At 38.2% G+C, this 13,280-nt stretch carries 12 protein-coding genes and 1 riboswitch; of the genes, 10 read left to right on the top strand and 2 right to left on the bottom strand.

What is annotated here, in order from left to right; all coding sequences use genetic code 11:
• Nucleotides 1-117 precede the first annotated feature (117 nt).
• Nucleotides 118-504, bottom strand: coding sequence for a DoxX family protein (locus JKP73_RS06820; protein ID WP_200411034.1), 387 nt, complete (start codon nt 502-504; stop codon nt 118-120).
• Between the two features lie 154 nt (nt 505-658).
• Here JKP73_RS06820 and JKP73_RS06815 point away from each other — a divergent pair, with 154 nt between their 5' ends.
• Nucleotides 659-2,374 (top strand): ABC transporter ATP-binding protein, encoded by a 1,716-nt coding sequence (locus JKP73_RS06815; protein WP_200411091.1) that lies wholly within the window; start codon nt 659-661, stop codon nt 2,372-2,374.
• Nucleotides 2,375-2,462: 88 nt separating this feature from the next.
• Here the strand turns inward: JKP73_RS06815 and JKP73_RS06810 are convergent, their stop codons facing one another.
• On the bottom strand, nt 2,463-3,188 hold the full coding sequence (locus JKP73_RS06810; RefSeq protein ID WP_200411033.1) for a MurR/RpiR family transcriptional regulator: 726 nt from the start codon (nt 3,186-3,188) through the stop codon (nt 2,463-2,465).
• Between the two features lie 267 nt (nt 3,189-3,455).
• On the opposite strand from JKP73_RS06810, the gene JKP73_RS06805 reads away from it, so the two are divergent.
• The 9 genes from JKP73_RS06805 (at nt 3,456) to JKP73_RS06765 (ending at nt 13,271) form a co-directional block, all read left to right on the top strand.
• Nucleotides 3,456-4,784: a 6-phospho-beta-glucosidase gene (locus JKP73_RS06805; RefSeq protein WP_021290238.1), complete on the top strand. Its 1,329-nt coding sequence runs from the start codon at nt 3,456-3,458 to the stop codon at nt 4,782-4,784.
• Between the two features lie 650 nt (nt 4,785-5,434).
• On the top strand, nt 5,435-6,271 hold the full coding sequence (locus JKP73_RS06800; RefSeq protein ID WP_188942833.1) for a mechanosensitive ion channel family protein: 837 nt from the start codon (nt 5,435-5,437) through the stop codon (nt 6,269-6,271).
• A gap of 187 nt (nt 6,272-6,458) precedes the next feature.
• Nucleotides 6,459-7,118, top strand: a complete 660-nt coding sequence (locus JKP73_RS06795; RefSeq protein WP_021290236.1) for a peroxiredoxin — start codon at nt 6,459-6,461, stop codon at nt 7,116-7,118.
• Between the two features lie 276 nt (nt 7,119-7,394).
• On the top strand, nt 7,395-8,804 hold the full coding sequence (locus JKP73_RS06790; RefSeq protein WP_188942831.1) for an MBL fold metallo-hydrolase: 1,410 nt from the start codon (nt 7,395-7,397) through the stop codon (nt 8,802-8,804).
• Between the two features lie 93 nt (nt 8,805-8,897).
• The gene (locus JKP73_RS06785) at nt 8,898-9,473 is read left to right on the top strand and encodes a TetR/AcrR family transcriptional regulator (RefSeq protein ID WP_038241642.1); all 576 of its coding nucleotides are present in this window, start codon (nt 8,898-8,900) and stop codon (nt 9,471-9,473) included.
• Between the two features lie 113 nt (nt 9,474-9,586).
• Entirely contained in the window at nt 9,587-9,925 is a 339-nt protein-coding gene (locus tag JKP73_RS06780; protein WP_038241645.1) for a DMT family transporter, read from the top strand.
• Complete coding sequence (locus tag JKP73_RS06775; protein ID WP_021290231.1) at nt 9,925-10,239, top strand: DMT family transporter; 315 nt, start codon at nt 9,925-9,927, stop codon at nt 10,237-10,239. Before JKP73_RS06780 ends, JKP73_RS06775 begins: the two co-directional genes overlap by 1 nt.
• Nucleotides 10,240-10,382: 143 nt before the next feature.
• Nucleotides 10,383-10,493: riboswitch (SAM riboswitch) on the top strand.
• Between the two features lie 90 nt (nt 10,494-10,583).
• Nucleotides 10,584-11,312, top strand: coding sequence for a phosphoadenylyl-sulfate reductase (locus JKP73_RS06770; protein ID WP_200411032.1), 729 nt, complete (start codon nt 10,584-10,586; stop codon nt 11,310-11,312).
• A 126-nt stretch (nt 11,313-11,438) separates the two neighbouring features.
• Nucleotides 11,439-13,271, top strand: coding sequence for an assimilatory sulfite reductase (NADPH) flavoprotein subunit (locus JKP73_RS06765; protein ID WP_160806927.1), 1,833 nt, complete (start codon nt 11,439-11,441; stop codon nt 13,269-13,271).
• The last annotated feature ends 9 nt before the right edge of the window (nt 13,272-13,280 follow it).

Below are 13,280 nucleotides of genomic sequence, written 5' to 3'. Positions count from 1 at the left end.
AAATGACAGGTAATAACAAAATATCTACGAACACTTGTGCATATGTGGATAACTTTGTGAATAATTTTGGTTTTCAACAGGATATTATTGATTTATACACGAGTTATCAACAGATCGTTAGGTGGTTTTCCACTCTTTTACTCTATCCCAAATAAGAAGCAGTAAGATAAGCATTACGATATCCAATCTTGCTTCAAATAAAAATGAAAGAAGACCTTGATTTAACAGAATAGGAAGTTTGGTTAAATAAAGTGCTCCAAACATAACCAGAATTAATGGAGGGATAGCAAGTTTTATATACATTCTACCTGCAATTAGAATACCACAAGCAATTTCAAGAATGGCTAGAAGAAATAACGTTGATTCTGGAAATGGAATCCCCAATTGGGAAAATGTCACCTTAAAATCACTAACAACAAGCTTCATCATTCCAGAAATGATGAATACAAAGCCAATGGCATAACACACCCAGGGAAGAAATGGCATGTTTAATTTTACTTTCATGGATAACCTCCTTTTCCACCATTTGCTTATGTATATGCAAGAAATAGGACAACCTTGCCAAGCTTTTTATGAATTCTTAAACAGTCTTCTTGTAAACGTGCAAGGAAAGCCGTATAATTCTTTTAGACTGTGGAAAGGAAGTGCTACCATCGCAATGATACGTCGTTTTTTCTCTTACTACAAACCGCATAAGCGTTTATTTATAATTGATTTTACCTCAGCAGTAATCGTGGCTATTTTAGAGTTGGCTTTTCCTGTAGCTGTTCAACGATTTATTGATCAATTGCTCCCAGGGAATGATTGGGATTTAATTGTGTTAGTAAGTGTTTTATTATTGTTGGTCTATATAATAAGTACCGCCTTACAATATGTAGTGACTTATTTAGGTCATAAATTAGGGATAAATATTGAAACGGATATGCGGCAGGAATTATTTCAACATGTACAACGCCAATCGTTCCGATTCTTTGATAATACAAAAACCGGGCATATCATGAGTCGAATTACCAATGATTTATTTGATATTGGCGAGCTTGCACATCATGGACCCGAAGACTTTTTCATCTCGATTATGACATTTATTGGAGCATTCATTATCATGTTTACCATAAATGTAAAATTAGCATTTATTATCTTACTTGCGGTTCCCGTTCTAATTTTCCTAATTGCCTTTAGTAACATTCAAATGAATAAGGCATGGAAAAAGATGTATGAAGATATTGCTGGAGTGAATGCACGAGTAGAAGATGCTGTATCTGGCGTTCGTGTCGTTCAGTCATTTACGAATGAAGCTCATGAGATGGATCGCTTTACCAAAGATAATTTTAGTTTCCGTAAAGCGAAGGTTGGAGCATACAAAGTAATGGCGATTGTTCATTCCAATATTTATATGCTCATGCGTCTAATTACTTTATTAGTATTGGTAGTAGGAGCATGGCTCACCTATCAGCAGCAACTGCAAATTGGTGAATTGGTGAGTTTTGTCTTATTTGTAAATGTCCTATTTACACCTATTCAGAAAATAACCGCATTGCTTGAATTATATCCAAAAGGGATGGCTGGGTTTAAGCGTTTTGTAGATTTATTAGATGTTGAACCGGATGTACAAAACCGTGAAGATGCTAAACATGTCGATTATCTACATGGAAACATCGCATTCAATCAGGTAACCTTTGCATATGAAAAAACTCAAAAACCAGTGTTAAATGAAATGAATTTTTCAATTCATGCGGGAGAAACGGTTGCTTTTGTAGGTCCATCAGGTGCTGGTAAAACAACTATTTGCTCGTTAATTCCTAGATTTTATGATGTAGCAGCTGGACAAGTTACCATTGATGGTATGGATATTCGTAACATGACGAAGGAGTCGCTACGAAAGCAAATTGGGATCGTCCAACAAGATGTGTTTCTTTTTACTGGTACATTACGTGAAAATATTGCATATGGAAAGTTAGATGCCACCGATGAAGAGATTGAATTAGCTGCCCGCCGCGCACATATGGAGGAATTCATTAATGAATTACCAGATGGATATGAAACGCAAGTGGGAGAACGAGGATTGAAGCTATCCGGAGGACAAAAGCAACGAATTGCTATTGCTCGTATGTTCTTAAAGAATCCGCCTATTCTCATTCTTGATGAAGCCACCTCAGCATTGGATACAGAAACCGAAACAATTATTCAAAAAGCATTGACGGAATTGTCGAAAGATCGAACGACATTAGTAATTGCCCATCGTCTTGCAACCATAAAAAACGCGGACCGCATTATGGTAGTAACGAAAGATGGTATTGAGGAAGAAGGAAGTCATGAGGAATTACTGAAACGAGATGGCATCTTTGCACATTTACATCGTGTACAAATGCGTTAAGCATATTCCAAGCTGCTCGAGATTGATCGGGTAGCTTTTTCTATTGCTAGGACCATTCATCTAGACATGCAAGCTTCTTCCTACCTCCTCATTTATTCAATTTATATATTTCACGGGCCATTGATTCTAGAATATAAAGAACAGGTACTTGGGTAGTAATATTCGCATTTTCATGCCACTCCTCTGTTACATAGTAAGGAATATTTATCTCAGATATTTTCGCAATGGTTGAATGTTTATTATTTGTAATACTAATAATTTTGCTTCCCTCTTGTTTCAATTGATGAAGGTGCGTGACTGTGAAACTATTTTCTCCTGAGACGGATAGCGCGATTGTTGCGCAATTGTAAAGGTGATTCGTGTGAACCGGAAAAAGAGGATCTTTGATATACATCGAAAATTTACCTAGGCTAGAGAAATACCTCGCTCCATATTCAGCAAGGATAGCTGAGCTTCCTATCCCAATAAAAATGATATTATCTGCTTTGGCAACAAGGCTCGCTGCATGCTTGATATATGCTTCTATATCCCCTTTTAGCGTGCGCTCAAAAAATTCTATCACTGCATGCTGGGTACGTTGTAAGCTCGTACTTTTAGTGTCTTTCATATGCATTTTTAGCTTTACTTTAAACTCGGAAAAACCATCACAATTTATTTTTCTGCAAAATCGTAAGATCGTAGCGGTTGATACATGGGTTTCATCAGCAAGTTCACGAATCCGCATATAAGCAACCTTATCGATGTTTTGACAAATATAATTGTATAATGAAGTTTCTAACTCATTGAATGAAGCAATCATGTCATGTGTGAACATATAAGAAGGTACTCCTTTTATAAGAAATCATTCATCTTACTACGCTAACTTTATCCTAACACAACGATGTTTCAGATACACTGTGTTACATTTATGAAACATATTCCTTCTTTCGTTATAAAAAACAAGTTGTTCGTGACTTATTTACCTTCTTACAAAATAGATATACAATTCATGCATAAGTCTTTTACGTTTGCTAAAAAGCAATAGTTCTTTAAACGGCAAACAACTCAATTGCCTGTTAAATTATTCGGAGGTGTATCGATTATGACCAAACGTATTAAAATTGTAACGGTTGGTGGGGGTTCTAGTTATACTCCTGAATTAGTAGAAGGATTCATCAAACGATATCACGAATTACCGGTTGGAGAGTTATGGTTAGTAGATATTGAAGCAGGAAAAGAAAAGCTAGAAATTGTTGGCAATCTTGCTAAAAGAATGATTGAAAAAGCTGGTCTTCCAATCGATGTACATTTAACACTTGATCGAAGAGAAGCTTTAAAGGATGCTGATTTTGTTACTACTCAATTTCGAGTAGGATTATTAGATGCTCGTGCAAAAGATGAACGTATTCCATTGAAATATGGCGTTCTTGGTCAGGAAACAAATGGGCCAGGAGGTTTATTTAAAGGCTTACGTACAATCCCCGTTATATTAGATATTTGTAAGGACATGGAGGAATTATGTCCGAATGCCTGGTTAATTAACTTTACAAACCCAGCTGGTATGGTGACAGAAGCCGTACTGCGTTATTCTAACATTAAAAAAGTTGTAGGATTGTGTAATGTCCCAATTGGAATGGAAATGGGTATTGCTAAGTTATTAGATGTTGATCATTCGCGAATTCGTATTGATTTTGCAGGACTAAATCATATGGTTTATGGGATAGATGTTTATGTCGATGGCGAAAGTGTCAAAGATAAGGTGATGGATTTATTAACAGATCCGGATAATAGTAGTTTTGTTAAAAATATTGACGGATTGGGATGGGAGCCAGCGTTTATTAAAGCGCTTAATGTCTTAACTTGTCCATATCATATGTATTATTATAAAACGCAAGACATGATAGAAAAAGATAGGAAAAATGCTGAATTAGAGGGCACGCGTGCGGAAGTAGTTCAACAATTAGAAAATGAATTATTTGAGCTGTATAAAGATCCAAATTTAGCGATAAAGCCACCTCAGTTAGAAAAACGTGGAGGGGCCTATTATTCTGATGCAGCAGTTCGCTTAATTACTTCTATTTATACAGACAAACAAGATATTCAGCCAGTGAATACAAGAAATAACGGGGCTATAGCTAGTATTCCTGATGACTCAGCAGTAGAGGTTAGCTGTATTATTACAAAAGACGGACCTAAACCAATTGCTGTTGGTGATCTGCCTGTAGTTGTTCGTGGCTTAGTTCAACAGATTAAATCGTTTGAAAGGGTTTCCGCCGAAGCTGCTGTAACTGGCGACTATAATAAAGCTGTGCTAGCTTTAGCGATTAATCCACTAACTCCTTCGGATACGATTGCAAAGGAAATCGTAGATGAAATGTTAGCGGCACATCAGGAGCATTTACCGCAGTTCTTCAAAAAAGTAGAAGCATAGAATGCTTTAGAGGATACGTTAAAAGTAATTAGGTAAAGAGATATCCGAACTATTCATCCGAGTATACGAAGTCATATCCGGATGATGAATAGTTCGGATTTTTTGAATAGCAGAGGATAATTACCTAAAAGAACGGTGTTGTCAGTAACCACAGCAAATGAAATAGGGGTGAATTCAGCGAGAACATGATGATCGATTAAGCGGTTGGTTAGCTATGTCTTTGCCCGTGGAAAACAGCCTCTTACGTATGAAGCGAAGAATCTGTAAAGGATCTGTTTAACCAAATTTTTTTTAGGGAAATGGATGGTAGTAATAGAGTACATACATAATGGGTGTTTTATGTTACATTGTATTCTGGTAGAATGAATTTCTTACGTGATTATGCACCATACTTTCGTGTAGGGGGTGAATGCTAAGTATTGCAGGATTCATCTGTCGTACGTTACTAGGATGAATGGTTTGCTGGAAAAAGGGATGATCCCTATCTTAGGGAGATTACGAAGTTGTTTTTTAGGTTACGTATGATTGGAAGCTGGATTTTCATGTATCCGTCTTTCCATTTTCATAGTTTGCATTATTACACGTATATTTTTTTAGAAAAAATACCTATTTTCGGAGTAATAAATCATGATTAAAGGAGTAGACATGTTATGAATTGGCTAGAAAACATTAACTGGGCAGAACTTGCGGTAGATGCAGGTATTATACTTATTCAATTAATTGCAATTCTTATTGTGTTTATGATCGTCCGAGCGATTGGTAAAAAACTAATTCGGTCTTCATTTTCAAAGGTACAAAATAAAAAGCAGATGTCAGCAGGTAGAACGCAAACATTACAAGCTCTCGCTATTAGTGTTTTTTCCTATATACTTATTTTTATTACCTTAGTAATTGTGTTAGGGATCTTCGGCATTAACGCTGCCGGATTAATTGCTGGTGCAGGAATTATTGGGTTAGCAATTGGTTTTGGCGCACAAGGGCTTGTCAGTGATATCGTAACAGGGTTTTTCTTATTATTAGAAAAACAACTAGATGTAGGCGATTATGTGACAACTGCCGGATATGATGGAATTGTAGAGGAAGTTGGGCTTCGTACAACACAGCTTCGCAGTTTTGATGGGACGCTTAATTTTATCCCAAATCGAGAAATTGGCTCATTAAGTAACCATTCTCGCGGAAATATGCGAGCACTTGTTGATATTGGAATTTCCTATAGTGATAATATCGATCATGCGATGACGGTGCTGCAAGAAGTGTGTGATCGAGTGAAAGAAGAAAATGATATGGTTGTCGAAGGTCCAGACGTGGTAGGTGTACAGATGATCGGTGAGTCAGATATCACCCTTCGTGTTATTGCGCAGACACAAAATATGGAGCAATGGGGTGTGGAAAGACAATTACGTAAAGCGATTAAAGAAGCATTTGATGAAAATAATATTGATATACCTTTCCCACATCAAGTATATATTGAAAAGCAAGCTGAATAATCGGCAAATGCTATTGCGTTTAAAAGGTCAATGATTTATAGAATTGGCCTTTTTTATGTACAAGTGAAGTCTAAATGTTAACAATCAATGACAATTGCTTTATTTTCAACATGGATGTTTGCTAGACGGAATATAAAGGTAAAGATTAGGAGAACTACCTATATTGAAATAGAAAGGAGCTTCACATATGGAACAGCAGGAAAATGTGCAAGCAAATCCATTACCTAGAATTGGGGAAAAAGCACCTGGCTTTATGGCCAAAACGACACAAGGGGATATTTCTCTTCGCGATTATCAAGGAAAGTGGGTCGTGCTATTTTCTCATCCAGCTGACTTCACCCCTGTATGTACGTCTGAATTTGTGGCTTTTCAGGAGGTATATGATCAATTACAGAAGATGGACACGGAATTAATTGGTTTAAGCATCGATAGTGTAAGTTCCCATATTGCTTGGTTACGTAATATCGAAAAGAATTTTGATACAACCATTGATTTTCCAATTATCGCAGATTTGGATCAAAAGGTTGCTACAGCTTATGGGATGGTAATGCCAGAATCAACTGGAACCGAAACATCAAGAGCTGTCTTTGTAATCGATGATAAGCAGGTGATTCGATCGCTTATCTACTACCCTCTTACTACTGGACGCAATATGAGTGAAATTGTCCGACTGGTGAAAGCTTTAAAAACAACCGATGAGCATGGCGTATCCACTCCGGCAAACTGGCAGCCAGGTGATCAAGTAGTCGTCAAACCTCCGCAGACAAAGGAAGAGGCGAACGAACGAATGAATAATAAGGATTACGAATGTGTCGACTGGTACTATTGTCAAAAAGAGATTGATTAGCATTTTAAGAGTGGGACAAAAGTAATTTTTATAAAATAACGAAGGATAGCCGTGTCCGATACTGATAGGCATGATTCGCGCGGGAACAACACGGGCTCGAAAATCCACGCGGGCAATTAATTTTTCTTACCCAAGTTAGCTGAGGCCGTCCCCGCGAAAAGCATGCCGTATTCCTGATTGCGGTTTAAAGAATTCAGCTTTAAAGTTTCTTATCTTAACCAAGTACCAGGCTCATTCTTCTGAAAAGAATAGACACATGACAGAAGGAGGGACTCCGTGTATTTACAGTATTTTTATGATCGGTCCTTAGCACAAGCATCCTATATGATCGGTTGCCAGATTACAGGAGAAGCTGCAATTATAGATCCGATAAGGAATATTGATATGTATCTAACGGTTGCAAAAGAACAGGGTTTTCGAATTATGGGTGCAATCGAAACACATATTCATGCTGATTTTGTTTCAGGATCTGCTGAATTAGCCAGGCGAACAGGAGCAACGATCTATTATTCAACGGAAGGAGAGCGTAATGGAGGATATAAATGGCCCCCCTTCCTCCCTGTTCAAGGTGTTATCGATGAACAAACGATTCATGTTGGTAATATCCAGCTGAAAGCAGTGCATACGCCTGGTCATACTCCAGAACATATGACATATGAATTAATAGACAAAGGAACAACCGATCAACCAATCGGGTTATTTACTGGAGATTTTATTTTTGTTGGAAATGTAGGACGACCAGATCTCTTAGAAACATCACTCGGTGTGAAAGGTTCTGCCATTCAAGGGGCACGTCAAATGTTTGCTTCTATACAGCGATTTAAGAAGTACGAAGATTACCTACAAATCTGGCCAGGCCATGGGGCAGGAAGTGCTTGCGGAAAAGGTCTAGGTTCCATACCAAATAGCACGGTAGGTTATGAAAAAAGGACAAATCCAGCGCTACGGTATACGAATGAGCAAGCTTTTATGGACTTTTTATTGGATGGACAGCCTGAAGTCCCAGCTTATTTTGCAAAAATGAAAGAAGTCAATATATCCGGTTTAACACCACTAGCTGCTGTTCCATCAACTGTTGAATTCCATCGGCCTGGAGACGAAGTTGCATTGTTAGCTACGGACAAGAATAATCTTATCATCGACACACGAAGCGCGACTTCTTTTGCAATGAGGAGCATTCCTAGAACCATTAACATTCCTTATCCAGATATGTTTGCAGAGTGGATGGGGAGACTGGCGAATTATAAGGATGACATATACCTCATTGCTGATTCCAATGATTTAAAGGATATACAGACAATTGTAAGCAATATCGGAATGGATAATATCGTTGGATTTTTCTCCCCAACAATCGTTGAAACTGCCGGCAATACGAATTCTTATCTAAATCAGGATCCAAAAGATGTAGAAAGGCAAAGACATGCGGGGCAGGTGCAGATTTTGGATGTTCGTTACCAAAAAGAATGGGAAAAAGCTCATATACCAGGAGCGATTCATATCCCCCTCCCTCAATTAAACGAACAAGCACATGAACTATCTTTCGACCAACCAGTAGTAGTTCACTGTGCTTCGGGTAAGCGTTCGGCAATTGCAGCAAGTATATTAGTGAATAAAGGATTTGACGTGATGAATCTGCAAGGTGGTTTTCAGCAATGGCAGACGGATCATTTTCAAACGACCTCATGATAGACAGTGCCGGATAGGACACTGTCTATTGACAATGCAAGTTATCTATTATAAAATGACTGATAGTCAGTCATAAGGGGTAGGAGTTGGGATATGGATAATAAAAAGGAAAAAATCGTTCAATCTGCTATTCATGTTTTTAGTGAAAAAGGTATTGAAAAAACCAAAGTATCAGATATTGTTAAGGGGGCAGGTATTGCTCAGGGAACATTTTATTTATACTTCCCATCGAAATTAGCCGTAATGCCTTCTATTGCGGAAGTAATGGTAGAACGAATCGTAGAAGAGATGCACAAGCAAGTAAATAATGAATGCAGCTTCTTGGATCAGCTTGCCCAGGTGGTTGATGTTGTTTTTGCTATTACAAAGGAATATCGGGAGGTATTTGCCTTAATATTTGCTGGATTGGCGTCTAGTGAGTATTTAAGTCAATGGGAAAAAATATACGAACCGTATTATGCATGGATGCGTGAATTTCTAGAACAACCAAAAGCTATAGCTGTTCTTCGTCCCTCTCTCGATTTGGAGGCAACAGCAAAGCTGTTGATCGGATTAATTGAATCAGCGGCTGAACAATCTTATTTGTATGATCACCAGGATGAGCAAGCAGCTAAAAGCAAGCAGGATGAAGTATTAACATTTGCAACACATGCATTATGTAACCAATGACTTGGAGTTGTCCAAGTTTTATTGTTTAAAAATGACTGATAGTCATTCATTTTTTTGGGAAGATTATGAAATTGTGATGAAAATAACAATGAGATGTTTTATGAGGTGGAAAAATGAATAAATCATGGATTTATGTCGTGTTAACTAGTGTATTTGAATTAATTTGGATTTATGGATTTAATACTGCCACCGACTGGTGGCATTGGGCGCTAATCATTGCTGCAATTTTTATGGATCTTCACTTCTTATCGAAAGCATGTGAAGGGATACCTACTGGAACCGTATATGCTATCTTTGCTGCGGCAGGAACAGTTGGTACGGCGCTCATGGATGTGTATATTTTTGGCGGAAGCTTAAACATGGGGAAAATCATATTTATGATCGTTCTCGTAGCAGGTGTGGTTGGTCTTAAACTCTCCGATCAACCAAGTAAACAGGAGGTGCATTCGTAATGGGATGGTTATTCATAGCATGCGCTGCTCTATTTGAAATGATAGGTGTATTGGGTTTGCGATTATATAGCCAGGATAAGACGGTTAGAAATGGCTTGCTCTATTTGGGAGGATTGGGTGCTTCGTTTGTATTTCTTTATGCGTCTTTTTCTTATTTACTAGTTAGTGTGGCTTATTCTGTATTTATCGGAATAGGAACGGCTGGAGCAGTGATCATGAATATGGTGTTCTTTGGAGAATCAACGAATAAATATCGGATTGCAAGCCTTATTGCCATTATCACCGGTGTTACTGGATTAAAAGCACTATCTTAAAAAATAATTGTCACAAGAAGCTTCATTTTATTGTATATATATTAAAAGTCTAAATTTTAATTTGTTTTTGAAATAAGCATTGACTTTTTCTGGTAAAGGATTTAATATATCTAACAATAATAACAATCAGTACAAATAAACATTTCTTATCAAGAGAAGTGGAGGGAAAAGGCCCAATGAAACTTCGGCAACAGGTTATTGATGGCTAACACTGTGCTAATTCCTACAGACAATATGCGTCTGATAGATAAGAAGAGTGGCAAATAAATGGTATTTTAACTCTTCTTATCGCTAGGTAAGAAGAGTTTTTGTTCAATCTAGTGTTTTGGAAGGAGGAATGGAAGGTGACTAGTGAAATCCTTTCTTATCATGATTTTACCGTTGATCCTTTTAAAGATTTTCATCCAGAAGATGAAGCAAAAGGGGCATCAACCATTTTAAAGTGGGCGTATGAGACGTATGGCGATTCTATTGTGTACGCTTGTAGCTTTGGTGCTGAAGGTATGGTGTTAATTGATTTAATTTCCAAAGTGAAGCAAGATGCGGAAATTGTTTTTTTAGACACCGGTCTGCATTTTCAGGAAACGTACGACTTAATTGATGAGGTGAAAGCAACGTATCCTCAGCTGCGAATTCGGCTAAAGAAACCAGATTTGACTGTAGAGGAGCAGGCAGCAAAACATGGATCTGCTTTATGGAAAAGAGAACCTGATCAATGCTGCTTCATTCGAAAGATAAAGCCACTTGAGGAAGCATTAAGTAATGTACCTGCTTGGATATCTGGGTTAAGAAGAGATCAGTCACCAAGTCGCAGCAATACAGACTTTGTAAATAAAGATGAACGGTTTCAATCGATTAAAGTATGTCCACTCATTCACTGGTCATGGGATGATGTATGGAATTATATACGCGAATACAAATTGCCATACAATGAATTACATGATCAGAACTATCCAAGTATTGGTTGTATTCCTTGCACCAATCAAGTGACAGATTCTGATGACCTTCGTGCTGGTCGCTGGACGGGGTTAAATAAGACGGAATGTGGACTTCATACAACTGGAAATAATTAACGCTTATGATGGAAGTAATGACACATCTTTTTTATTTCATTTAATTCCGAGTAAATTAATTGGTATACTTTGTAATAAATGATTTATGCATGTCGAAATTATAGAAAAGCCTGTGAGGTGGATGAATTGCCGCTTGATGTAACGAATAGCCCTTTTAACGAAGAGCAAACAGAACAATTAAACAGATTACTACCAATGCTAACAGATCAACAAAAAATGTGGTTGAGTGGATACCTTTCAGCTGTGCAATCCACGGCATCTATTCAAGATGCTAATAGGACAACACAAGGACAGACAGCAACAACTGGAGGTGCTGCAGCACGATCTGTAACGATCTTATATGGATCAGAAACAGGTACAGCACAATCGTTAGCAGAAACAATGACACAGAAGTTAGAAGCAACCAATTTAGATGTCACATGTAGTGCAATGGATGACTTTAAACCAAATAAGTTAAAGAAAGTAGAAGATTTATTAATTATTACCGCAACTCATGGAGAGGGAGATCCACCGGATAATGCGGTGGTCTTCCACGAGTTCCTTCATAGTCGAAAAGCACCAAAATTAGCAGATTTGCGTTTTGCAGTTCTTTCGTTAGGTGACGAATCTTACGAGTTTTTCTGTCAAACAGGGAAAGACTTTGATGCAAGATTAGAGGAATTAGGCGGAGAAAGGCTATATGAGCGAATCGATTGTGACTTAGATTTTGATGAACCGGCGGCTGAATGGATGGCAGGTGTGCTTGGAGAACTGCGAAAATCAATGGATCAAGCTAGCGAAGCAGAGCTTTCTGGCCAACAAACGGCAGGAACAATCGTTTCGGAGCAGCCGGTTTTCTCCAGGACAAATCCATTCCTTGCAGAGGTCGTTGACAATATTAACCTTAGTGGTCGCGGTTCAAACAAGCAGACACGTCATCTGGAATTATCGTTAGAAGGTTCAAACTTTACATTTAAACCCGGGGATAGTTTAGGTATCTTTCCTAAGAACAATCCTGTACTAGTAGATGAGTTCATTCAGGCACTGCAATGGAATCCTGATGAGACGGTTTCTGTCAATAAACAAGGAGATATACGGTCTTTACGGGAAGCGCTTATCTCTAATTTCGAAATCAGTATCCTGACAAAACCATTAGTAGAGAAAGCAGCATCGATCTTTCACAATGAGGAACTAAGTGAACTGATAACCCCGGATAGAAAGGACCAATTAAAAACGTATATTGACGGCAGAGATATGTTGGATTTGGTGCAGGACTATCCGCCGGATGGGCTGGAGCCAGAATCATTTGTCAAAATACTACGTAAAATCCCAGCAAGGCTTTACTCGATAGCGAGTAGTTATGATGCAAATCCTGATGAAGTCCACCTTACGATTGGGAAAGTACGTTTTTCAGCTCATGGCCGCGAACGCTTTGGGGTTTGTTCCACACAAGTGGCAGATCGAATTGAAATTGGTGAGAAATTACCTGTATATATTCATCAAAACCCTAACTTTCAATTCCCTGAAGATCCAGAAACACCAGTGATTATGATTGGCCCGGGCACAGGGGTTGCCCCATTCCGTTCTTACTTAGAAGAACTAGAAGAAACAGAAGCTGAACGCAAGACATGGTTATTCTTCGGTGAACAGCATTTTTCTTCGGATTTTCTCTACCAAGTGGATTGGCAAAAGTGGTTGAATTCAGGTGTACTTTCAAAAATGGATGTAGCCTTCTCCCGTGATACCGAAGAAAAGGTATATGTCCAACATCGCATGTTGGAAAAAAGCAAAGAATTGTATGACTGGGTGAAGCAAGGTGCAGCAATCTATGTCTGTGGTGATGAGAAACATATGGCGAAAGATGTAAATGAAACGATTGCCACTATTTTGCAACAAGAAGGCGATATGACACCAGATGAGGTAGAATCGTATCTCAATCAAATGCGTCAGGAGAAACGCTACCAGAGAGATGTCTATTAACGAAAGGAG

The sequence above is a fragment of the Virgibacillus salexigens genome (assembly GCF_014905415.1).
In the GTDB taxonomy this organism is placed as follows: domain Bacteria; phylum Bacillota; class Bacilli; order Bacillales; family Amphibacillaceae; genus Virgibacillus; species Virgibacillus salexigens.
Note: the sequence above shows the minus strand (reverse complement) of the source record. Positions and strands in the feature narration are given on the sequence as shown.

Excerpts from the sequence above, each read along its gene's own strand:
- JKP73_RS06820 (WP_200411034.1), bottom strand. The coding sequence starts at position 504 with ATGAAAGTAAAATTAAACATGCCATTTCTTCCCTGGGTGTGTTATGCC.
- JKP73_RS06815 (WP_200411091.1), top strand. The coding sequence starts at position 659 with ATGATACGTCGTTTTTTCTCTTACTACAAACCGCATAAGCGTTTATTT.
- JKP73_RS06810 (WP_200411033.1), bottom strand. The coding sequence starts at position 3,188 with ATGTTCACACATGACATGATTGCTTCATTCAATGAGTTAGAAACTTCA.
- JKP73_RS06805 (WP_021290238.1), top strand. The coding sequence starts at position 3,456 with ATGACCAAACGTATTAAAATTGTAACGGTTGGTGGGGGTTCTAGTTAT.
- JKP73_RS06800 (WP_188942833.1), top strand. The coding sequence starts at position 5,435 with ATGAATTGGCTAGAAAACATTAACTGGGCAGAACTTGCGGTAGATGCA.
- JKP73_RS06795 (WP_021290236.1), top strand. The coding sequence starts at position 6,459 with ATGGAACAGCAGGAAAATGTGCAAGCAAATCCATTACCTAGAATTGGG.
- JKP73_RS06785 (WP_038241642.1), top strand. The coding sequence starts at position 8,898 with ATGGATAATAAAAAGGAAAAAATCGTTCAATCTGCTATTCATGTTTTT.
- JKP73_RS06780 (WP_038241645.1), top strand. The coding sequence starts at position 9,587 with ATGAATAAATCATGGATTTATGTCGTGTTAACTAGTGTATTTGAATTA.
- JKP73_RS06775 (WP_021290231.1), top strand. The coding sequence starts at position 9,925 with ATGGGATGGTTATTCATAGCATGCGCTGCTCTATTTGAAATGATAGGT.